This is a genomic window from Streptomyces sp. NPDC031121 (assembly GCF_055570615.1).
In genome coordinates, this window is sequence record NZ_JBVIGV010000006.1 from 171,459 (window position 1) to 192,688 (window position 21,230).

Sequence of the window (21,230 nt, forward strand, 5' to 3'; positions counted from 1 at the left end):
TGGCCCGGGAATCCGCTAGAGTTCAACACGTCGCCAGGGAGCGAAGGGGGAGAACCCCGGAGCGAACACGGTGACGGTGCGGACGTAGCTCAGTTGGTAGAGCACCACCTTGCCAAGGTGGATGTCGCGAGTTCGAGTCTCGTCGTCCGCTCTGAGTGGGGGATCTTCCCGAGATACCCTGCAACTCCGAGGTGGAGTGGCCGAGAGGCGAGGCAACGGCCTGCAAAGCCGTCTACACGGGTTCAAATCCCGTCTCCACCTCCAAGGACGATTAGCTCAGCGGGAGAGCGCTTCCCTGACACGGAAGAGGTCACTGGTTCAATCCCAGTATCGTCCACCGGATCTTCGGATCCCCCGCGCGATTAGCTCAGCGGGAGAGCGCTTCCCTGACACGGAAGAGGTCACTGGTTCAATCCCAGTATCGCGCACGCAGTATCTGCAACACCGTTTGACCTGCGGCTTCACGGCCGTGGCCCGCGCGATTAGCTCAGCGGGAGAGCGCTTCCCTGACACGGAAGAGGTCACTGGTTCAATCCCAGTATCGCGCACCGACCGGAAGCCCCGGCCGTCTCGACGGCCGGGGCTTCCGCGTGTGCGGCCCCGGGGGCTCAGGACGAGAACAGCATGCGCCCGAAGCCCTTGCGGTGGTGGCCGTGGTGCCCGTGGTGCGGGGCGCCCCAGGCCGGAGCGGCGTGCGGCGCGGCGTGCGGGGCCGGGTACGGCGCCGGGGGCGCGGCCGGCGGCGGGGCCTGCCCGTACTGGCCGGCGGTGTACTGGGACTCCAGCCGGGTCAGCGCCTCCAGCTCCCCGTAGTCGAGGAAGATGCCGCGGCAGCCGCTGCACTGCTCGATCTGGACGCCGTTGCGGTTGTAGGTGTGCATCATCGCGTGGCACTTCGGGCACTGCATGGCCGGACCAACTCCTCGCCGTCTGCGTCGGCACCGTGCGTCCGCCCGGTGCAGGGCCCTCACCCTACGCCGGACGGGGCTCCTCCGAGCCGGGCGGGTGAGCGGCGATCCGGGCACAGGATTCGACCATCAGCCGCTCCACGTCGTCGAGCCTGCGCCGGTTCTCCGCGGCCTTGGCGAGCGCGAGCGCGGCCGTCTGCACGGTCAGGGCCCGGGCCGCCACGTCCAGGGCCGGCCACGGGTCGCAGCCGGCGCGCCCCGCGGCCGGGCCGCCCGCCGCCCGGTACGCCTCCAGGAACCGGGCCCAGGCGCCACTGCCGAGGACCCCGGCGGCGTACCAGGCGGCGGGCCGGGCGAGGTCCCAGGCGGGCGCCCCGACCCCCAGGTCGTCGACGTCGATCAGCCGCCAGCCGCCGCCCGCCGCGCTCCCCCGCACCAACTGCCCCAGGTGCAGGTCACCGTGGCACAGGACGCCGCCGCCCGGTGCGGGGGCCTCCCCGCGCGCCCAGGCCGGCAGCGTCCGCGCCGCGTCCCAGACGGCCTGCGGCCCGAGGCCGGAGCCGCCCGGGGCGGGCGGGGATTCCACGGCCGGGCGGGGTCCGCGGTCGGGGCCGCCCGCGCGGGCCAGCCGGCGCAGGGCCCGCGCCAGCTTCGCCGGTCCCCGCATGGCGGGCAGCGGCCCCGGCAGGGCCGCCAGCGGAACCCGGTGCAGCGCCGCCAGCAGCCCGGCGGCCGCCTCCCACGGGGCGTCCTCGGGGCGCTCGGCGTCCACCGGGTCCCCGTACGGCCACAGCGACACCGGCCGGCCCCGCAGCAGGCCCGCCCCGGGCCGCAGCGGCGGGAGGAGGACCCCCGCGAGGGCCCGGTCGGCGGCGATCCGCATCCGGACGGCCAGCTCCTCGGGATCGCTGTCGGCGGCGTGCGCCTTGGCGACGACCTGCCCGCAGCGCACGACGGTGCCGTCCTCGCGCTCGGCGAGGAGCTGGTACGCGGGCTCCGGCTCGCCGGTGGCGTAAGCGGCCAGTGCGGCGGGCAGCGGCGCGGCCGGGGCGGGCACCGCGCCCTTCCCGAGGCGCCGGGCGGCGTGCTCCTGGTTCATCGCTGCTCCCCCGCCTGTGGGTCCCTGGGCCACCGGCCCTCGCACAGCAGGTTACGGAACACCGCGGCGGCAACCGCGGCACGGCGGGAGGGCAAAAGAGCGTGCTGCCCGTCCGACTCCCCAGTCGTACGGGCAGCACCCTTCACCTGCCGTCCGCCGCTCCCCCGTCCCCACGGGGTTCGGCGGGCCGATGCCCCCTGCCCGGGCCGCTCTCCCGGGCGGGGCGCCGCTCAGCGCCCCAGCATCGCGCCCACGGACGACGCCTGCGCCGCCACCTGCTCGAACCCCCCGAAGAGGAAGAGCAGGAGGGCGGCCAGGGGGAGGACCATGGCCGCGGCCACCAGCGGGTGGCGCGTGCCGGACTCGTGGGCGTGGAACGCGAATGCCTTGCGCCCGTGCCGTGCCGTGTCCGCCATGGCCCCTCTCCCTGTCGTCTGGATGCGGCGGGCACGAGACCTCGGGGGACGAGAGTGCGCCCGCCGCATGACCACCACACTAGGGACGGCGGGGGCGCGGGGCGTCCTGCCCGCGTACCCATTGGCAGGCCTCCGGGAGGATGACGGGGCGGGCCGCGTGTACTCCCCTGGTTGGAGGCCGCCCCGCTTTCGTGGGGGTCTTCCCGGAGGGGATGACCACAGCGTGGTGAGTTCGCTCACTTCCGTCACTCCCCGCACATGCGGGTCCCCGGACCGGGTGCAGTGCGACCGCCCCGGCGGTGCGCCCGGCGCACGCGCCCGCCCTCCGCCCGGCCCTCGGCGCCGGTTCAGCCGACGGCCTTTCAATCTCCCTTCGCTGTACGGGGGTTGGGGACGGCCGGGGGTGCCGTACGGGGGCGGGTGCGGCGGGGTTCCGCACCCCCGCGGGGGTCCCCGCGCACTGACGAGCGATTGCCCCGGCGAGGGCGCGGCCTCTGAGCGCTCGTGGCGGATGGTCCGTAAGCTGTGCCACGTCAACAGGACGACGGGTCAGCGGGGTGGACATGGCGATGATGCGGCTCCGGCGCGAGGACCCGCGTGTCGTCGGCTCGTTCAGGCTGCACCGGCGGCTCGGCGCCGGCGGCATGGGCGTGGTCTACCTGGGCTCCGACCGGCGCGGGCAGCGCGTCGCGCTCAAGGTGATCCGCCCGGACCTTGCCGAGGACCAGGAGTTCCGCTCCCGTTTCGCGCGCGAGGTGTCCGCCGCCCGGCGGATCCGCGGCGGGTGCACGGCGCGCCTGGTGGCGGCGGACCTGGAGGCGGAGCGCCCGTGGTTCGCGACCCAGTACGTGCCCGGCCCGTCCCTGCACGACAAGGTCGCCGAGGAGGGCCCGCTGACGGCGGCGCAGATCGCCGCGATCGGAGCCGCCCTGTCCGAGGGGCTGGTGGCGGTCCACGAGGCGGGGGTCGTCCACCGGGACCTCAAGCCGTCGAACATCCTGCTGTCGCCCAAGGGGCCGCGGATCATCGACTTCGGGATCGCCTGGGCCACCGGGGCCAGCACGCTGACCCACGTGGGCACGGCCGTGGGCTCCCCCGGCTTCCTCGCCCCCGAGCAGGTCCGCGGGGCGGCCGTCACGCCCGCCACCGACGTGTTCGCGCTGGGCGCGACCCTCGCCTACGCGGCGACCGCCGACTCGCCCTTCGGGCACGGCAGTTCCGAGGTGATGCTGTACCGGGTCGTGCACGAGGAGCCGCACCTGGTGGGCGTGCCGGACGCGCTGGCACCGCTGGTGCGGGCCTGCCTGGCGAAGGACCCGGAGGACCGGCCGAGCACGCTCCAGCTGTCGATGCGGCTGAAGGAGATCGCGGCCCGGGAGGCGCAGGGCCTGTCGGACGGGCGCCCGCCGGCGCAGCGCGTGCGCGCCGACCGGCCCACCGGGCGGCTGACCCAGCCGTTCCCCGAGGAGCGGGCGGAGCGGGGCACCGGCCGCACCCCCGCCCCGCAGGGGGCGGGCAGGGGTGCCGTGAAGGGTGCGCCGGGCGGGCCGCCGTCGCGGCCGTCGTCGCCGCGGAACCGGGGCGGCGGCCCGTCGTCGCGGCCGACCGCCGGGCGGACGGGCGGCCGTCCGGTGCCGCGGACGACGGGGGCGGGGCGGCGGCCGTCGCGGCCGGACCCGCGGCTGATGCGGCAGCGGCTGATCGTGTTCGTCGTGGTGACGCTGGTCGTGGCGCTCGGGATCGCGGCCGCGCAGAAGCTCTGAGCCCCGGCGCCGCGCGTCACGCCTGCCGGGTCGGGCGGGTGGCGTAGAAGGCGACCGCGGAGGCCGCGGCGACGTTGAGGGAGTCGATGCCCTCGGCCATGGGGATGCGTACCCACTCGTCGGCGGCGCGCAGGGCGTGCGTGGACAGGCCGTGCCCCTCGGAGCCCAGCATGATCGCGCAGCGTTCGAAGCGCTCCGGCGGGACCTGGTCCAGGGAGGCGGCCTGCGGGCTCGGCGTCATGGCGAGGATCCGGTAGCCGGCCTGGCGGACCTGCTCCAGGTCGGCCGGCCAGTCCGCGAGGCGCGCGTACGGCACGGAGAACACCGACCCCATGGACACCTTGATGGCGCGCCGGTAGAGCGGGTCGGCGCAGTCGGGGGAGAGGAGTATCGCGCTGATGCCGAGGGCGGCGGCGCTGCGGAAGGCGGCGCCGAGGTTGGCGTGGTCGACGAAGCCCTCGAAGACGGCGATGCGGCGCCGGGAGCCGCCCGCCGCGAGCAGTTCGGCGGGGTCGGGCAGCGGCTTGCGCTGCATGGAGGCGAGCGCCCCGCGGTGCACGTGGTAGCCGGTGACGCGTTCGGCGACCTCGGGGGTGACCGCGTACACGGGGGCGGGGAGTTCGTCGATGACGTCGCGCATGACGTCGACCCACTTCGCGGACAGCAGCATCGAGCGCATCTCGAACCCGGCGTCCTTCGCCCGCCGGATGACCTTCTCGCCCTCGGCGATGAAGAGTCCCTCCTCGGGTTCGCGGCGGCGGCGCAGCTCGACGTCGGTCAGGCCGGTGTAGTCGCGCAGGCGCGGGTCGTCGGGGTCGTCGACGGTGATGAGATCAGCCACAGGGTGATACTGCCTTGTCCGGGGTGGGGTGCCAATGTCCGTGCGGGCGCCGCGGCTCAGGCGCCGGGGGCCGCCGCGACGCGGACGACCTCGCCGATGACGATGACGGCGGGCGGGCGGACGTCCTCGGCGCGGACCCGCTCGCCGACGGTGGCGAGGGTGGCGTCGACGCGGCGCTGGTTCGCGGTGGTGCCCTCCTGCACGACGGCGACCGGCGTGTCGGCGTCGCGGCCGTGGCGGACGAGGGCCTCGGCGATCAGGCCGATCTTGTCGACGCCCATGAGGACGACAAGGGTGCCGGTGAGGCGGGCGAGCGCGGCCCAGTCCACCAGGGAGCGCGGGTCGTCGGGGCCGACGTGCCCGCTGACCACGGTGAACTCGTGGGCGACGCCGCGGTGGGTGACCGGGATGCCGGCGGCGGCGGGCACCGAGACGGAGCTGGAGATGCCGGGCACGACGGTGCAGGCGATGCCGGCCTCGGCGAGGGCCTGGAGCTCCTCCATGCCGCGGCCGAACACGTACGGGTCTCCGCCCTTGAGCCGGACGACGGCCTTGCCGGCCTTGGCGTGCTCGATGAGGGCGTTGTTGATGGCCTCCTGGGCCATGTAGCGGCCGTACGGGATCTTCGCTGCGTCGATGACCTCCACGTGGGGCGGGAGTTCGTCGAGGAGGTCGCGGGGGCCGAGCCGGTCGGCGATGACGACGTCGGCCTCGGCGAGGAGCCGCCGGCCGCGGACGGTGATCAGGTCGGGGTCGCCGGGGCCGCCGCCGACGAGGGCGACGCGGGGCCCGCCCGTGGCGCGGCCGCGGTGGCCGGGTGCGGCGAGGGTGCCGTCGCGGAGGCCCTCGACCACGGCGTCGCGGACGGCCGCGGAGCGGCGCGGGTCGTTGCCGGTGAGGACGGCCACGGTGACGCCCTCGACGCGGCCGGTGGCCGGGGTCCAGGCGGTGGCGGCGGAGGCGTCGTCGGCGCGGACGCACCAGACCCGCTCGCGCTCGGCCTCGGCGGAGGCCTGCTCGTTGACCTCGCGGTGCTGGGTGGCGATCAGGGCGTACCAGGCGCCGGCGAGGTCGCCCTCGCGGTAGCGGCGGCGCTCCCAGCGGATCTCGCCGGTCTCCGCCATGGCGTCGACGGACGGCGTGGCGGACGGTGAGACGAGCAGGACGTCGGCACCCGCGGCGACGAGGGCGGGGAGGCGGCGCTGGGCGACCTGTCCGCCGCCGATGACGACGACGCGGCGGCCGGCGAGGCGGAGGCCTACGGGGTACGCGGGGTGTGCCGGATGTGCCATGGCGGTGCGGCTCCTGGGACGGCGGTGGTCTGCTGCCGCTGCTGCGCTGGAGCGGCCTGTCCGGTGTGACGTGCGGTTTCGGGTGTGCGGGTCCACGATACGACCCGCCGCGCCGGCCGCTGCGCGGGGCCTTTGCCCCTCCTTCCCGAACCGGGGCTCCGCCCCCGGACCCCGCGCCTCGAACGCCGGCGGGGCCGATTCCGGTCCGCCCGGCGTTTGAGGGCACGGACGCGGTGCGCACGTACGGGTCCGGGGCGGAGCACCGGTTTCGGGAAGGGGCGGGGAGAGAAGGGGACTGGCCCCGCGCAGCGGGACGGCCCTACTTCTCGGTGACTCCCGCGGAGTCGAAGGTGGCGACCTCGTGCATCGCGCGGGCAGCGCTCTGCACCAGCGGGAGCGCGAGGAGGGCTCCGGTGCCCTCGCCGAGCCGCAGGTCCAGGTCGACCAGCGGGCGCAGGCCGAGCTTGTTGAGCGCGGCGACATGCCCGGGTTCGGCGCTGCGGTGCCCGGCGATGCACGCGGAGAGCGCCTCGGGGGCGATGGCGCGGGCCACCAGTGCGGCCGCGCCGGCGCTGACGCCGTCGAGGATGACGGGGGTCCGCAGGGAGGCGCCGCCGAGGAGGAGGCCGACGATCGCCGCGTGCTCCAGCCCGCCGATGGCCGCGAGGACGCCGATGGGGTCCGCCGGGTCGGGCTGGTGCAGTTCCAGGGCGCGGCGGACGACGTCGACCTTGCGGGCGTGGGTCTCGTCGTTGATGCCGGTGCCGCGGCCGGTGACCTCCGAGGGGTCGGCTCCGGTGAACACGGAGATGAGGGCCGCGGAGACCGTGGTGTTGGCGATGCCCATCTCGCCGGTGAGCAGGGCCTTGTTGCCGGCGGCGACGAGGTCGCGGGCGGTCTCGATGCCTACCTCGATGGCCGCGACGGCCTCCTCGCGGGTCATGGCGGGGCCGGCGGTCAGGTCGGCGGTGCCGGGGCGGACCTTGCGGGGCAGCAGGCCGGGGGTGGCGGGGAGGTCGCCGGCGACGCCCACGTCGATGACGCAGACCTCGGCGCCGACCTGGTTGGCGAAGGCGTTGCAGACGGCGCCGCCGCCGAGGAAGTTCGCCACCATCTGCGTGGTGACCTCCTGCGGCCAGGGGGTGACGCCCTGGGCGTGCACCCCGTGGTCCCCGGCGAAGATCGCGACCGCGGCGGGCTCGGGGATCGGGGGCGGGCAGACCCGGGACAGCCCGGCGAGCTGCGCGGAGATGATCTCCAGCATGCCGAGGGCGCCGGCGGGCTTCGTCATCCGCTTCTGCCGCTCCCAGGCCTCGCCGAGCGCCTTCGCGTCGAGCGGGCGGATGCTGGCGACGGTCTCGGAGAGCAGGTCGTGCGGCGCCTCGCCGGGCAGGGCGCGGCGGCCGTACGTCTCCTCGTGGACGACCCAGGCGAGCGGCCGGCGCTGCGACCAGCCGGCCTGCGCCAGCTCGGGCTCCTCGGGGAACTCGTCGACGTATCCGACGCACAGGTAGGCGACGACTTCGAGGTGCTCGGGCAGGCCGAGCTCGCGGACCATCTCGCGCTCGTCGAAGAAGCTGACCCAGCCGACGCCGAGGCCCTCGGCGCGCGCGGCGAGCCACAGGTTCTCGACGGCGAGTGCGGAGGAGTACGGGGCCATCTGCGGCTGGGTGTGCCGGCCGAGGGTGTGGCGGCCGCCGCGGGTGGGGTCGGCGGTGACGACGATGTTGACGGGGGTGTCGAGGATGGCCTCGATCTTCAGTTCCTTGAACTGCTTGGCCCGGCCCTTGGGCAGCGACTTGGCGTAGGCCTCGCGCTGGCGCTGGGCGAGTTCGTGCATCGTGCGGCGGGTTTCGGCCGAGCGGATGACGACGAAGTCCCAGGGCTGGGAGTGGCCGACGCTGGGCGCGTGGTGCGCGGCCTCCAGGACGCGCAGCAGCACCTCGTGCGGGATGGGGTCGGTGCGGAAGCCGTTGCGGATGTCGCGGCGCTCGCGCATCACGCGCAGGACGGCCTCGCGCTCGGCGTCGGCGTAGCCGGGTGCGGGCTCGCCGACGGGGGCGGAGGGCTCCTGCGGCTCGGCGCCCTCGGCGGTCGCCGGGGCGGCGGCTTCGGCGGCGGCCGGGTCCGCGGGCGCCTCGGCCGGGGCCTCGGTCTCGGCGGCGGCCGGCACGGGCTCGGCGGCGGCCGGCACGGGCTCGGCGGCGGGGGCGGGAGCGGCCACGGGCTCGGCGGTGGGCTGCTCCGGCACGGCCTCGACAGGGTGGGCGACGGCTTCGGCGGGCTGCTCGGCGGCCTGGGGCGCGCCGGGCACCTGCTCGGCCGGCGGCTGCTCGGCGGCAGGGGCGCCCTCCGCGGCGCCCTCCGGCGCTGCCGGGACGGCGGCCTCGGCGGGGACGGCCTGCTCGGCCGGAGCGGCCTCGGCAGCCTCCGGGGCCGCGGGGACGGCCTGGGGGGCGGCGACCGGCTCGGCGGGAGCCCCGGCCTCCGGCGCGGCCGCGGCGGGCACCTCGACGGGGGCGGGCCCATCGGCGGCGGGCGCCTCGGCCGCAGCCGCCTCGGCGGCCTCCGGCTGTGCCGGGACCACGGGCTGCGCGGCCTCCGGCAACGCGGCCTCGGGCAGCAGGGCCTCCGCCTGCGGGGCCTCGGGGGCGCCCGGAACGCCCTCGGGGGCGGGTACGGCCTCAGGCGCGGGTACGGCCTCAGACGCGGGTACGGCCTCGGGGGCCGCGGCCTGCGCCTCGGGGGCGGTCTCCGCCGCCGGAGCGGTCTCCCCCGCGGCCGGAGCCTCGGGGGCGGGAGCGGCCTCTGGTCCGGGCACGGGCGCGGCGGCGGCCTCCGGGGCGGCCTCCACCGCCTCCGGCGCCGGAACGGGCTGCGCCTGCTCGGGGTGCGGCTGCGGCTGCTCGGGGGCGGGCTGCGGCTGCTGCGGCTCCGCAGCGGGGAACGCCTGCTCGGGGGCGGGCTGCGCCGCGGGCACCGGCTCGGCGCCCCAGGGTGCGCCGGCCTGCGGGGGGACCTCGCCGAGCTGCGGGGCCGCCTGGGCGGCGGGGTCCTGCCGCGGCACGTCCAGGTACTCGGGGCCCGTGGTGGGCGGCCCGGCCTGGCGCACCGGCATCGGCGGGACGGGGCCGCCCAGCGGTGCGGTCGGGGCGGGCGGCACGGGGGCGGCGGGGCCGCGGTCGGCGAGGGAGCGGACCAGGCCGGTGGCCTCGGGCACGGGCGGGCCCATGTGCAGCGGCCGGCGGGGCGGGGCGACGGGCGCGGCGTGCTGCGGGGCGGCGAGGCCGCCGAGGTCCAGGGAGCCGGAGTCGCGGCCCCCGGCCTCGTGCACGCCGGCGCCGTACGAGGCGTCGGCGGGGCCGGGGAAGGCGGCCGGCGCGGGGTGGGCGGGCTCGGCGTAGGCGGCGTGGGGGTCTGCGTAGTCGGCGTACGGGGCGTCGCCGTAGGAGGTCTCGACGGGGTAGGCGGGCGCCGGCGGGACCACCTGGGGGTCGCTCCACGAGCCGTGGCCGTGGCCGCTGGGCATCAGCAGCAGCTCCTCGTCCTCGGCCTCGGCGGGGTTGTCCACGAGGTCCTGGAAGGCGTAGGCGCCCGGCTGCGGAACCTGAGCCGGAATGCCCTGCTGGTCCACCATGCCCGCGTTGTCCGGGAGTCCCTCGCCCGGTACCTGGCCGGTGTCGGTCATGCGTACCCCTCGCCCATCGTGTTGCCTCTTCGATCGCCCGGCGCCCACAAGACCAACGAGCGGGGTTGCCGTGCGACGCGTTGTTCCGCGTACGCACCCTGCGACAACCAGTAAGCATTGTCGCGCCCGTTCGCCGCCTCGGCGGCCGAAACCGCCGCGGTCTGCTGTGGACTGCGCCACGTCGCGCGTCTTGTTGTGCCGCCGTCCCTGGGCGTACCAGGGCAGTACGACGATCGGCCAGCCTACCCCGGGCTCAGGCCCGGTGGTTCACCGGGCGCCGGGCTGCCAGGAGGAACACGACGGTACGGTCCTGTTCGCTCCAGGTGAGGGGGTCGAGCCCGACGGACTGCAGGAGGGCGCATTCGACGGCGTATCCGCCCTCGGCGAGGGCGCGGCCGATCGCCTCGGCCTCGTCGCGGGTGGAGGCGTGGCTGACGATCCGTTCGGGGCGGCGTTCGGCGACCGCGGCGACGACGCCGGCGCCGCCGCCGCCGACGCGGACGACGTCGGGTTCGGGGAGGTCCTCCAGGACGTGCGGGGCGCGGCCGGCGAGGACCTGGAGCTGGACCCCGCGGGCACGGGCCGCGGCGGCGGTGCGCTCGCAGGCCTGCGGGTCGGCGTCGACGGCGATGACGGCGGCCCCGAAGGCGGCGGCCTCCACGGCGAAGGCGCCGGAGCCGGCGCCGATGTCCCAGACGAGGTCGCCGGTGCGCGGGCCGAGCCGGGCGAGCTGGGCGGCGCGCAGGGTGGCCGACTCCCCTTCGCCGGTGCCGTCGTGGGGGCGGGCCCAGCCTCGTTCGGCGGTGCGGGCGGGGTTCTGTCCGAGGAGCCAGGCGGGCTCGGCGGAGACGGTCTGGCCGCCGATGACGATGACGACGTTGGGGTTGCGCCAGGCGTGGTCGGCGGCCTTGTCGGAGGTGACGACGGTGACCTGTTCGCGGGAGGTGCCGAGTTCCTCGCAGATGACGAAGGTGCGGTGCACGGGGCCCAGGAGCAGGGCGAGTTCGGCGGGTCCGGCGCCGGGCGAGGTGAGGACGGCGACCTTGCCGTGGGCGCGGCAGACGTTGACGGCGCGGCGCAGGGTGCGGGGGTGGGCGACGACGACCTGGGCGTCGTCCCAGGGCATTCCGGCGCGGGCGAAGGCGGCGGCGACGGAGGAGACGGCCGGGACGACCTCGACCTCCAGTCCGTGCTCGGGGGCGCGCAGGGTGCGGACGACGCCGAAGAAGCCGGGGTCGCCGTCGGCGAACACGACGGCGCTGCCGCGGTGTCCGGCGATGCGGCGGGCGGCGAGGCCGAGGCTGCCGAGGCGGATGCGTTCGGCGGCGGGCGGCACCTCGGGGAGGGCGAGGTGGTGGGCTGCGCCGGCGACGAGGGTGGCGGCGGAGAGCGCGGAGCGGGCGGCCGCGGTCAGGGGGGAGCCGTCCCAGCCGATCACCGTGACCCGGTCGGCCATCGTCGTCTGTCTCCTGGGTGATGGGGGGTGGGTGGTGTTCCGGGGGGCCGGGCGCTCCGTGGGGGCGGCCCGGCGGTGCGGGGTGTCAGTTCCAGTCGGCGCCGACGCGCAGGCCGCCGGCCTCGGCGGGGCGGGCGAGGGCGCGGCCGTAGCCGTCGGTTGCGTCGTATGCGTCCGCGTCTTCGAGGTCCTCGGGGAGGAGGCTCCAGACGATGAGGTCGGTGCGGGCGTGGCTCCAGCTGCCGTCGGCGTTCTGGATGCGGGCTATCCAGGCGTTGCGCAGGACGCCCTCGCTGATGCAGCCGATCTTCTGGGCGACCTGCTGGGCGGCGGTGTTGTCGGCGGCGGTGCGCATTTCGAGGCGTTCGAAGGCCTGGTCGCGGAAGAGCCACTGGGCGACGGCGAGGACGGACTCGCCGGCGTATCCCTCGCCGCGGGCCCAGGGGGCGGTGATGTAGGAGGCCTCGGTGGTGCGGGTGCGCCAGTCGGTGTTCTTCAGGTGGACGGTGCCGACGAGGCGCTGGGTGAGGAACTCGGCGACGGCGAAGACGATGCCGCGGCCGCCGGTGCGTTCGGCGTGGGCGTGGCGGGTGGCCCAGCGGTGGGCATCGGCGTGGGTGTAGGGGTGCGGTGCGGGGGTCCAGGCGGTGACGTGCTCGTCGTTCATCATCTCGGCGAGCGCGGTGACGTCCTCCACGTCGAAGGGGCGCAGCACCAGCCGGTCCGTGCTGATGGTGACGTCCGGGAAGGTGGTAGTCATGCGCAGCTCCATGCCTGAGAGGTGGGGCGACCGTGGTGCGGGACCGGGTGGGCGGGGGCGCCGTCGTGCGGGCCGTCCAGCCACAGCATGCAGCATCGAACGGCCTGTGTGCATGGCCGCCCCTGCCCGGGAGCGGGCAGGCCGCGGCCCCGCACGCCCGGTGGGGTGTGCGGGGCCGTGTGCCGGGGCGGCCGCGCCCGGTGCGGGGCGCGGGCGCGGGGTCAGGAGGCGGGGGTGCCGAAGGCCGGGGTGACGGAGCCCTGGTACTTCTCCTCGATGAACGTGCGGACCTCGTCGGAGTTGAGGAGCTTGGCGAGCTTCTCGACGCGCGGGTCCTTCTCGTTGCCGGCCTTGACCGCGAGGAAGTTGGCGTACGGGTTGCCCTCGGACTTCTCCAGGACGAGGGCGTCCTTGGCGGGGGAGAGCTTCGCCTCCAGGGCGTAGTTGCCGTTGATGACGGCGGCGTCCACGTCGCCCAGGGCGCGCGGGACGGTGGCGGCCTCCAGCTCCTTGAACTCCAGGCCCTTCTTGTCGGTGATGTCGGACAGCTTGGCGCTGGTGCCGACGCCTTCCTTGAGGGTGATCAGGTTGTTCGCGGCGAGCAGCTGGAGGGCGCGGCCCTCGTTGGTGGTGTCGTTGGGCACGGCGACGGTGTGGCCGGGCTTGAGGTCGGTGACGGCCTTGACCTTCTTGGAGTAGAGGCCGAGGGGCTCCAGGTGCACGTTGGCGACGGGCACGATGTGCGTGCCGTTCTTCTTGTTGAAGTCGTCGAGGTACGGCTTGTGCTGGAAGTAGTTGGCTCCGACCTGGCCCTGCTCGGTGGCGGTGTTGGGCAGGACGTAGTCGGTGAACTCCTTGACCTCCAGCTTGAGGCCCTCCTTGGCGGCCAGCTTGTCCTTGACGAAGTTCAGGATGTCGGCGTGCGGGCTCGGGGAGGCGGCGACGACGAGCGGCTTGCTCTCGTCCGCCGCGGCGCCGGACGCCGCCGGGGCGGAGGGGTCGGAGGCGCTGCCGCAGGCGGTGAGGCCGAGGGCGAGGGCTGCGGTCGCGGCGGCGAGGACGGTGGACTTGGTGTTCTTGCGCACGAAGAGTGCCTTTCATTGCGGTGCAAGTGCGCGGGTTGCGCGCGGTTCTTGCGGGTGGTGGCCCAAGCACGACGAGTGCGGGCTCTCTTGCGGATGGTGGCTGGGGGGCCGCCGGGCGGGCGGGGCCGGGTCAGGCGGTGCGGCCGCGGCGGGCGAGGAGGCGTACGGCGCCGTCGCCGATGAGCTGGATCACGGTGACGAGGGCGATGAGGACGGCGACGGTGGCGAGCATGAAGCCGGTCTCGAAGCGCTGGAAGCCGTAGGTGACGGCCTTGGAGCCGAGGCCTTCGCCGCCGACGGCGCCCGCCATGGCGGAGTAGCCGACGAGGGTGATCAGGGTGGTGGTGACGGCGGCGACGAGCGAGGGCAGGGCCTGGGGCAGGAGCACCTTGCCGACGATGGTCGGGACTCCCCCGCCCATGGACTCGACGGCTTCGACGAGGCCGTGGTCCACCTCGCGGACGGCGGTCTCGACGAGGCGGGCGAAGAAGGGGATGGCGCCGACGGCCAGCGGGACGATCATGGCGGTGGGGCCGATGAAAGTGCCGACGACGGCGGTGGTGACCGGGATCAGGGCGATCAGCAGGATGATGAACGGCAGCGAGCGGCCGATGTTCACGACCACGCCGAGGACCTTGTTGAGCGGCCGGTTCTGCAGGAGGCCGCCCTTGTCGGTGAGGACGAGGAGGATGCCGGCGGGCAGGCCGCCCAGCACGGTGACGAGGGTGGACCACAGCACCATGTAGAGGGTGTCGTACGTGCCCTGGGTGAGCAGGGGCTGCATCTCGGACCAGGTCACTTGGCACCTTCCTTGACGAGTTCGGCGATCTCGGTGTCGAGGCCGGGGCCGGCGGTGTCGACGGGCTCGACCTGGAGGCCCTGTTCGCGCAGGAAGCCGACGGGCACGACGTTGTCCTCGTAGCGGCCGGGGAGTTCGATGCGCATGCGGCCGACCTGGCGTCCGCCGACGGTGTCCATGGCGGCGCCGAGGATCGAGATGTCGATGTTGTAGGTCCGCGACAGCTGGGAGATGACCGGCTGGGTGGCGGCGTCGCCGTGGAAGGTGACGTCGACGACCGTGCGGTCGGGGCCGCCGGCGGTGCCGGTGAGCGGGAACAGCTCCTCGGCGAGCTCGGAGCCGGGGGTGGCGAGGAGCTCGGCGACGGTGCCGGACTCGGTGATCCGGCCGCGCTTCATCAGGGCGGCGGAGTCGCAGACGGTCTTGACGACGTCCATCTCGTGCGTGATGAGCAGGACGGTCAGGCCGAGGCGCTGGTTGAGGTCGCGCAGCAGCTGGAGGATGGAGCGGGTGGTCTCGGGGTCCAGGGCGCTGGTGGCCTCGTCGGAGAGGAGCACCTTGGGGTCGCCGGCGAGGGCGCGGGCGATGCCGACGCGCTGCTTCTGGCCGCCGGAGAGCTGGCCCGGGTAGGCCTTGGCCTTGTCGGCGAGGCCGACGAGGTCGAGGAGTTCGAGGGCCTTGCGGGAGCGCTCGCGGGAGGGGGTGCCGAGGATCTCCAGGGGGAGTTCGACGTTGGCCTGGACGGTGCGGGAGGACAGCAGGTTGAAGTGCTGGAAGACCATGCCGATGCGGCTGCGGGCCTCGCGGAGCTCCCTGCCGGCGCGGCGGCCGCGGCCGGCGAGGGCGGTGAGGTCGACGCCGTCGACGGTCACGGTGCCGGAGGTGGGGCGCTCCAGCAGGTTGACGCAGCGGATGAGGGAGGACTTGCCGGCGCCGCTCTGGCCGATGACGCCGAAGACCTCGCCTTCGCGGACGCGGAGGTCGACGCCGTCCAGGGCGGTGACCTCGCGGCCGCGGGACTGGTAGACCTTCGTGAGGCCCGATGTGGTGATCACAGGATTTCCGTCGCTGTCGAGTGCGCGGCGCAGCGGTGGCTGGGTGCCGGGCACGGGGCATACATCTGGGGCGCGATACGGGTCGAACCGGAACTCTCAGGCGGTTCCCACGTAGGCGCGGGGCAGGAGCGGTCCGGGCCGTTCTGCGGGGCAGGGGCGGCGCGGACGGGCTCGGCCGGTCCCGCTTCGGGGCGCGGGACGGGTGGAGAGGGGCCCTCAGAAGGCGCACATTCGACACATACAACGAGCACCGGGCGTCATCGTCGCCTCGGTCGCAAGGGTGCGGCTGCTCGTCGTGGTCATGGGCCCCAGTAAACCAGACATATCCCTTGACCGATCAATTATGTCCGAATAGCGGACGATCATGACTCGCTCACCGGACGCGACCGGTCGTCTCCGGACCCTCCCCTCCCCGCGTCCGGCGGGCGCGCCGGCGGCGGGCGCAGGGGCGGGCGCAGCCGCTCCCCCGGCCCGTAATACGCTCGCTGCATGCTCGACGCCCTGACGGTCGCCATCGGCGCGGCCGCCCTCGCCCTCGCCGCCTGGTGCGGTTTCGCCGCCCTGCGGAACCAGCCGACCAAGGACTGGCACTTCATCGGCATGGGTGTGGTGACCCTGCTGGCCCTGGCCCAGCTGGTGGTCGGCATCGTGGTGCTGGCCCGCGGCGAGCGGCCCGACGAGGGCTCGGTGCTCTTCCTGGCGTACCTGTTCGGCGCGTTCGCCGCGGTCCCGGCCGCCGGGCTGCTCTCGCTGAGCGAGCGCACCAAGTGGGGTTCGGTGACCGTGGCCGCCGGCGCGGTGGTCCTCGCCGTCCTCGAAGTACGGCTCTACGACATCTGGGGGACCCCCGGTGCCTGACACGGACCGCACCCCGGCAGCGGCAGGAGGCGCCGACGCCGCCCCGGACGCCCCCGCGGCCCCCGGCGGGCGGCGGCTCGTCTCCGGCCCCGGGCTGCTGCTCGTCTGGCTGTACGGCGTGATCACGGTCGGCGCGGTCTCGCGCTCCGTCTACCAGATCTCGACCGAATTCGACCGGGCGCCGCTGCCGTACACGCTGACCGGCGCGGCCGCGCTCGTGTACTGCTTCATCACGTACTCGCTGGTGCGCGGCGGCGAGCGGGCCCGCAGGGCGGCGCGGCTGTGCTGCGCCGCCGAGCTGGCGGGCGTCCTCGTCGTCGGCACCTGGACGCTGCTGCGCCCGGAGGCCTTCCCGGACGCCACCGTGTGGTCGCAGTTCGGAATGGGCTACCTGTTCATCCCGGTGATCCTGCCGATCACCGGGATCCTCTGGCTGCGCGTCAGGCGCTGACCGCGAAGTCGGCGGTGCCCGCCGCCCTCTCCTTCTCCAGGACCACCAGGCGCACGCCGTCGGACGCGGTGCGCCCGCCGACCTGCACGTAGCCCGCGTTGCGGTACAGCCGCAGGTTCGACTCGCTCTTGTGGCCGGTGTGCAGGCGGAAGCGGGTCGGGGCGGACTCCCGGCCGCCGAGCGCCTCCTCGACGGCGCGCAGCAGGCGGGCGCCGAGGCCGTGGCCCTGGAGGCGGGGGTGCACGCACAGCTTGGCGATGCTGCCGGCGCCGTCCTCGTCGATGCGGCCGCGCACGGTGCCCACCACTTCCTCGCCGAGCCTCGCGACGAGCACGGTGTCGGACGCGAGCTCCGCCTTCAGGGAGTCCAGGGTCTGGGTGAGCGGCTGGATGCGGTAGTTGCCGTACAGCTCGGCCTCGCGCTGGAACGCCAGGTACTGGAGCTTGAGGATCTGCTCCGTGTCCTCGGCAACCGCCGCCGAAATGGTCACGCTCATGCCCATCTGCGCACGCCTCCTGCTCACCTGGTGGCCCGTTGGTTCTACCGCTCCCTTCCCCGAAGGCCAGGAGCCCCAACCTCTGACGCGAGCATTCTGCGCAGACATCCCAGGCAACGGGAACGGACGGGCCCCAAACTTCCTTGTGAGATACCCAACTCTCCTGCGATTTCACGGTAAGTCAGGTCTCTGGGCGACAGAAGTGCCCGCATCAGCTCGGGGCAGCGCCCGGGCAATCGGGCGACCGCCGAACGGAGTGCCCGGTGCGCCTCCCCGTGCAGCGCGGCCTCCTCGGGCGCGGCGCCCGCGTTCCCCGGGCGGCTGCCGTACGGGATCTCCCGGCGAACCCGGCGCCGGGCGCGGCGGGCCTCGGCCCGTACGGCCCGGCGCAGCCAGCGGGCGGGCTCGGCGGGGGCGGGGCCGGCCTCCAGGAGCCTGACCCACACGGCCTGTTCCAGGTCGGCGGCATCCATGCCGGCGCCGGCGGCCTCCGCGGCCGCCTCGGCGGAGAGCAGCGGGCCCAGTCGGTCGAGTACCTCGGAGTCCTTCAGCAGGTCCATGCCGGGCGGGACGCGCGGGCGGTGCCCGGCGGTTTCCCCTCCCGGCACGACCCACCCGAAGGCGCTGCTCCGCTTCCTGGTTGACGTACGGCCGGGCGGCGGCCGGGGGCCCTCAGGGGCGGCGGCCGGGCCGGAAGTCCTCGGCGGCGAGGAGCCCCGTGTCGGGCTGGTCGGTGAAGATGCCGTCGATGCCCTGCGCGAAGTAGGCCCGGAGCGCGCCGAAGGCGTCCCCGTAGGCGGCCGGGTCGGTGCCCCTGCGGAACTCGGCCGGGAGGAAGGCGTTCTCGTTGCGGGCGGTGTAGGGGTGCAGGACCAGCCGCCGGGCGTGGGCGTCGCGGACCAGGGTGGTGGGGGTGCCCAGCCGGCCGTCCGCCGTGCGCGGGATGACCAGGTCGAGGGTGGGGCCGATGCCCTGCGCGAAGGAGGCGATCCACTTCAGGCCCTCGGGCGTGACCAGGTCCGCGACGGTGCGCGGGTCGCCGGCCAGGACGAAGTCCCAGGGGCGGCTGCGGGCGTCGGAGAGCAGCACGACGCGCGGTGCGTCGACCAGCCGGGCGAGCCGCTGGATGCTGGACGGCTCGAAGGACTGCAGGAACACCGGGGCGTCCCGCCCGTCGCGGCCGTGGCGGCGCAGCAGCCGGGCGAGGGGCTCCTCCAGGCCGAGGCCGAGCGAGCGGAAGTGGCTGGGGTGCTTGGTCTCGACGTGCAGCCAGATCCGGCGCCCGCGCCGCCTGCCCTCCCTGTCCGCCCAGCGCAGCACCTCCTCGAAGGTGGGGACGTCCCAGCGCCCGTCGTAGAGGGTGTTGCGCTGCCGCACGGCGGGGATGCGCTCCTTGGCGCGCAGGGTCTTCAGCTCGGCGAGGGTGAAGTCCTCGGTGAACCAGCCGGTCACGGCGGTCCCGTCGACGGTCTTGGTGGTGCGGCGGGAGGCGAACTCCGGGTGGTCGGCGACGTCGGTGGTGCCGCCTATCTCGTTCTCGTGCCGGCACACCAGGTGCCCGTCGCGGGTGGGCACCAGGTCCTGCTCGACGACGTCGGCGCCGAGGTCGAGGGCGAGCTCGTACGAGCCGAGCGTGTGCTCGGGCCGGTGCCCGGAGGCGCCCCGGTGTCCGATCACCAGCGGCACGGGCAGCCCGCGGTAGCCGCCGCGCTGCTCCTGCCCGGGCTCCGCGGCCGCCGCGGAGCCCGCGGAGAGTCCGGCCGTACCGGCGGCGCCCGCCGCGAGGACGGCCCCGAGGACCGTGCGCCGTGCTGCCCCACCCTGCGTCATGAATGGCACTCCCTGCTGGTCGGGGGCCGCGGCGGGTCCGGTGCGCCGGCGCCCGCGGCGGCCCGGATCGGCGAGCCGATGGTAGGCGCCTGCGGATGGCCCGCAGGAGGTCGCCGGCCGAACATGGCGCAAACACGCGTCAACAATGCGTTTCAAACCGGTGAACCCGATGTGCGATCAGACCTGACCCGCGAGTATCGTCCTCACCTGCACGGCCCCTGCGCCGTGCACAGTCGCTTTTGGATGCCGGAGGGCTCACGTTGTTCCGTACCGCGCTCATCAAGGCCACCGTCGGACCGGTCATGCGCATGATGTTCCGCACCCGTGTGGAGGGCGTCGAGAACATCCCCGGCTCGGGGCCGGTGATCCTGGCGGGCAACCACCTCACGTTCATCGACTCGATGATCCTGCCGCTGGTCTGCGACCGGACCGTCCACTTCATCGGCAAGGACGAGTACGTGACGGGCAAGGGCCTCAAGGGCCGCGCCATGGCCTGGTTCTTCACCGGCGCCGGCATGATCCCCGTCGACCGGGACGGCGCCAACGGCGGCGTCGCCGCGCTGATGACCGGCCGCCGCATCCTGGAGGAGGGCAAGATCTTCGGGATCTACCCGGAGGGCACCCGCTCCCCCGACGGCCGCCTCTACCGCGGCCGCACCGGCATCGCCCGGCTCACCCTGATGACCGGCGCCCCCGTCGTCCCGTTCGCGGTGATCGGCACCGACAAGCTCCAGCCCGGCGGCAAGGGCATGCCGCGGCCCGGCCGGGTCACCATCCGCTTCGGCGAGCCGATGGAGTTCTCCCGCTACGACGGCATGGACCGCGACCGCTACGTGCTGCGCGCCGTCACCGACTCCGTGATGGCCGAGGTCATGCGGCTGTCGGGCCAGGAGTACGTGGACATGTACGCCACCAAGGCGAAGGCCGCCTGACCGGGGCGACGCCCCTGCCCCTACTGCCGGCGCAGTGACCGGCTGATGCCCGCCGCGGTCGTCGTGGCGAGGACCCAGCCGGTCACGATCAGCAGGTACGACAGCCACTGCGCCCAGCCGCGCGGCGCGAAGGCCTGCTCCTGGCCGAACCCGATGATCGGCAGCATCAGGTCGAGGGTGTAGAACACCGGGTTGAACTCGGGGGCCTCGTCCGGCTTCAGCGGCGGCGGGGGCCGCATCCCGTACGCGACCGCGCCGGTCAGCAGCAGGGCCAGCAGCCAGAGCGCCGCGCGCAGCGGCCGGAACCCGTAGCCGACGGTGGCGTCCTGGAGGAGGCCCCACAGCCGGGCGTGCCGGGGCAGGGTCCCCCGGTGCCGGCGGAGCTTGGCGAGCTGCACGGTCCGGGCGGCGGCCTCGTCGCCGGTGGTCAGGTAGGCCGCGGCGAGCTGCTCGTAGGCGTACGGGAGGTAGCCGGACTCCTCGCGTTCGAGGGCGGGCAGCCGCTCCTCGGCGGGCAGGTGCGGGGCGAGGGTGCGGTAGGTCAGGCCGTCGATGCGGATGCGGTCGGGCCAGGCGGTCGGCGGGACGTGTAACAGGTCGAAGGTGGAGCGCCGCAGGTTCACCGAGCCCTGGAGGGTGGGGCACTCCCGCAGCCACAGTTCCCCGGCCGTGCAGCTGGAGGCGCGCAGGGCGACGCCGCCCGGGTTGGCGAAGGCGGCGTAGGCGAGGTTCAGCTGGCCCGGTATCCGGGATCCGGTGAGGTTGACGCGGCCGCGGGCCTGCAGGCGCATGGCGCGCAGGTCGGTGCCGACGGTGAGGGTCTCTGCGTGCAGGGCGGTGCCGCCGGGGGCGAGGAGGCGGGCGTCGTCGAGGTTGATCTGGCCGCCGACGGTGGCGCCGTTGATCCGCGTCTGGCCGTGGACGGTCAGGCCCGCCGCGATGACGTCGGTGCCGATGTGGGCGTGGTTGAACTGCAGCGGCGGCTCCTCCCCCTCCCGGCCGGCGGTGTCCGGGTCGCCGACGACGGCCTTGTGGAGGAAGAAGCCGCCGCCTATCCGGGCCCCGGCGAGCCGGACGGGCCCGGTGATCCGGCAGCAGGCGAGGCGGAGGGCGAGGTCGACGGTGAGCGTGGAGGCCGTCAGGCCGGGCAGCACCGAGTCGGTGAGCGACAGCGCCCGCAGCCGGGCGCCGTACAGGACGGGCTTGCGCTCGAAGAGGCAGGCGCGCAGCCGGATCGCGTGGTCGATGTCGGCGTACTTGAGGACGAGCTTGCCGGTGATGCGGGCGCCGCGGACGTTCAGTCCGGCGACCTGCCCGTCCGCGGTGGGGCCGGCGAGGAGGAGCGCGGCCAGCGCCTCGGCGCGCAGGGTGCGCTCGGGCCCCCAGGAGGACCCGGCGGCCGGGTCCTCGTCGGGGTGCTCCCGGAAGTCGACGCCTTCGCCGCGGGGGAAGGCGTCCCAGACGCGGCGCTCCGCGGGGGTCAGCTCGATGATCTCCACCG

19 protein-coding genes and 5 tRNA genes are annotated in these 21,230 nt (G+C 74.9%); 9 read left to right on the forward strand and 15 right to left on the reverse strand.

Features of this window, described 5'->3' with window-relative positions:
- The first annotated feature begins 78 nt into the window (after positions 1–78).
- From ACZ462_RS12960 to ACZ462_RS12980, 5 genes are all read left to right on the forward strand, one after another.
- Positions 79–151: transfer RNA gene (locus ACZ462_RS12960), tRNA-Gly, on the forward strand.
- 39 nt (positions 152–190) lie between these two features.
- Positions 191–264, forward strand: a tRNA-Cys gene (locus ACZ462_RS12965).
- A gap of 1 nt (position 265) precedes the next feature.
- A tRNA-Val gene (locus ACZ462_RS12970) sits at positions 266–337 on the forward strand.
- A gap of 19 nt (positions 338–356) precedes the next feature.
- Positions 357–428: transfer RNA gene (locus ACZ462_RS12975), tRNA-Val, on the forward strand.
- Positions 429–476: 48 nt separating this feature from the next.
- Positions 477–548, forward strand: a tRNA-Val gene (locus tag ACZ462_RS12980).
- A gap of 60 nt (positions 549–608) precedes the next feature.
- Here the strand turns inward: ACZ462_RS12980 and ACZ462_RS12985 are convergent.
- The 3 genes from ACZ462_RS12985 to ACZ462_RS12995 form a co-directional block, all read right to left on the reverse strand.
- The gene (locus tag ACZ462_RS12985; protein WP_467803748.1) at positions 609–908 is read right to left on the reverse strand and encodes a TFIIB-type zinc ribbon-containing protein; all 300 of its coding nucleotides are present in this window, start codon (positions 906–908) and stop codon (positions 609–611) included.
- A 64-nt stretch (positions 909–972) separates the two neighbouring features.
- Entirely contained in the window at positions 973–2,007 is a 1,035-nt protein-coding gene (locus ACZ462_RS12990; protein ID WP_467803746.1) for a phosphotransferase family protein, read from the reverse strand.
- A 230-nt stretch (positions 2,008–2,237) separates the two neighbouring features.
- Complete coding sequence (locus ACZ462_RS12995; protein ID WP_467803745.1) at positions 2,238–2,423, reverse strand: hypothetical protein; 186 nt, start codon at positions 2,421–2,423, stop codon at positions 2,238–2,240.
- A 563-nt stretch (positions 2,424–2,986) separates the two neighbouring features.
- Here ACZ462_RS12995 and ACZ462_RS13000 point away from each other — a divergent pair.
- The gene (locus tag ACZ462_RS13000) at positions 2,987–4,186 is read left to right on the forward strand and encodes a serine/threonine-protein kinase (RefSeq protein ID WP_467803743.1); all 1,200 of its coding nucleotides are present in this window, start codon (positions 2,987–2,989) and stop codon (positions 4,184–4,186) included.
- Positions 4,187–4,202: 16 nt separating this feature from the next.
- Here ACZ462_RS13000 and ACZ462_RS13005 read toward each other — a convergent pair whose 3' ends face one another.
- From ACZ462_RS13005 to ACZ462_RS13040, 8 genes are all read right to left on the reverse strand, one after another.
- The gene (locus ACZ462_RS13005) at positions 4,203–5,027 is read right to left on the reverse strand and encodes a TrmH family RNA methyltransferase (RefSeq protein ID WP_467803741.1); all 825 of its coding nucleotides are present in this window, start codon (positions 5,025–5,027) and stop codon (positions 4,203–4,205) included.
- Positions 5,028–5,083: 56 nt separating this feature from the next.
- Positions 5,084–6,319 carry a uroporphyrinogen-III C-methyltransferase gene (gene cobA, locus ACZ462_RS13010; protein WP_467803740.1) on the reverse strand — a complete coding sequence of 412 codons (1,236 nt, stop codon included), beginning with the start codon at positions 6,317–6,319 and terminating at the stop codon, positions 5,084–5,086.
- Positions 6,320–6,638: 319 nt separating this feature from the next.
- A complete protein-coding gene (gene cobT, locus ACZ462_RS13015) occupies positions 6,639–10,007 on the reverse strand; it encodes a nicotinate-nucleotide--dimethylbenzimidazole phosphoribosyltransferase (protein WP_467803739.1) in 3,369 nt (1,122 codons plus the stop codon).
- A gap of 253 nt (positions 10,008–10,260) precedes the next feature.
- On the reverse strand, positions 10,261–11,463 hold the full coding sequence (gene cbiE, locus ACZ462_RS13020) for a precorrin-6y C5,15-methyltransferase (decarboxylating) subunit CbiE (RefSeq protein ID WP_467803737.1): 1,203 nt from the start codon (positions 11,461–11,463) through the stop codon (positions 10,261–10,263).
- 85 nt (positions 11,464–11,548) lie between these two features.
- Positions 11,549–12,223, reverse strand: a complete 675-nt coding sequence (locus ACZ462_RS13025) for a GNAT family N-acetyltransferase (protein ID WP_467803736.1) — start codon at positions 12,221–12,223, stop codon at positions 11,549–11,551.
- A 221-nt stretch (positions 12,224–12,444) separates the two neighbouring features.
- Positions 12,445–13,308, reverse strand: a complete 864-nt coding sequence (locus ACZ462_RS13030) for a MetQ/NlpA family ABC transporter substrate-binding protein (protein ID WP_467803735.1) — start codon at positions 13,306–13,308, stop codon at positions 12,445–12,447.
- 130 nt (positions 13,309–13,438) lie between these two features.
- On the reverse strand, positions 13,439–14,107 hold the full coding sequence (locus ACZ462_RS13035) for a methionine ABC transporter permease (RefSeq protein ID WP_467803733.1): 669 nt from the start codon (positions 14,105–14,107) through the stop codon (positions 13,439–13,441).
- Complete coding sequence (locus ACZ462_RS13040; protein ID WP_467803732.1) at positions 14,104–15,162, reverse strand: methionine ABC transporter ATP-binding protein; 1,059 nt, start codon at positions 15,160–15,162, stop codon at positions 14,104–14,106. The genes ACZ462_RS13035 and ACZ462_RS13040 overlap by 4 nt, the downstream gene beginning before the upstream one ends.
- 489 nt (positions 15,163–15,651) lie before the next feature.
- Here ACZ462_RS13040 and ACZ462_RS13045 point away from each other — a divergent pair, with 489 nt between their 5' ends.
- Together ACZ462_RS13045 and ACZ462_RS13050 are read left to right on the forward strand one after the other, a co-directional pair.
- Positions 15,652–16,020 (forward strand): hypothetical protein, encoded by a 369-nt coding sequence (locus ACZ462_RS13045; protein ID WP_467803731.1) that lies wholly within the window; start codon positions 15,652–15,654, stop codon positions 16,018–16,020.
- Entirely contained in the window at positions 16,013–16,471 is a 459-nt protein-coding gene (locus ACZ462_RS13050; protein ID WP_467803730.1) for a hypothetical protein, read from the forward strand. Before ACZ462_RS13045 ends, ACZ462_RS13050 begins: the two co-directional genes overlap by 8 nt.
- Here ACZ462_RS13050 and ACZ462_RS13055 read toward each other — a convergent pair.
- The 3 genes from ACZ462_RS13055 to ACZ462_RS13065 form a co-directional block, all read right to left on the reverse strand.
- The gene (locus ACZ462_RS13055) at positions 16,461–16,973 is read right to left on the reverse strand and encodes a GNAT family N-acetyltransferase (RefSeq protein WP_467803729.1); all 513 of its coding nucleotides are present in this window, start codon (positions 16,971–16,973) and stop codon (positions 16,461–16,463) included. The two genes, ACZ462_RS13050 and ACZ462_RS13055, sit on opposite strands and share 11 nt — an antisense overlap.
- Positions 16,974–17,011: 38 nt before the next feature.
- Entirely contained in the window at positions 17,012–17,527 is a 516-nt protein-coding gene (locus ACZ462_RS13060; RefSeq protein WP_467803728.1) for an RNA polymerase sigma factor, read from the reverse strand.
- A 112-nt stretch (positions 17,528–17,639) separates the two neighbouring features.
- On the reverse strand, positions 17,640–18,797 hold the full coding sequence (locus ACZ462_RS13065) for a glycerophosphodiester phosphodiesterase (RefSeq protein ID WP_467803727.1): 1,158 nt from the start codon (positions 18,795–18,797) through the stop codon (positions 17,640–17,642).
- A gap of 302 nt (positions 18,798–19,099) precedes the next feature.
- Between ACZ462_RS13065 and ACZ462_RS13070 the strand changes: the two genes are divergently transcribed.
- Positions 19,100–19,729 (forward strand): lysophospholipid acyltransferase family protein, encoded by a 630-nt coding sequence (locus ACZ462_RS13070; protein ID WP_467803937.1) that lies wholly within the window; start codon positions 19,100–19,102, stop codon positions 19,727–19,729.
- 20 nt (positions 19,730–19,749) lie between these two features.
- Here the strand turns inward: ACZ462_RS13070 and ACZ462_RS13075 are convergent, their stop codons facing one another.
- Positions 19,750–21,228 carry a membrane-associated oxidoreductase gene (locus ACZ462_RS13075; RefSeq protein ID WP_467803726.1) on the reverse strand — a complete coding sequence of 493 codons (1,479 nt, stop codon included), beginning with the start codon at positions 21,226–21,228 and terminating at the stop codon, positions 19,750–19,752.
- Between the last annotated feature and the right edge of the window lie 2 nt (positions 21,229–21,230).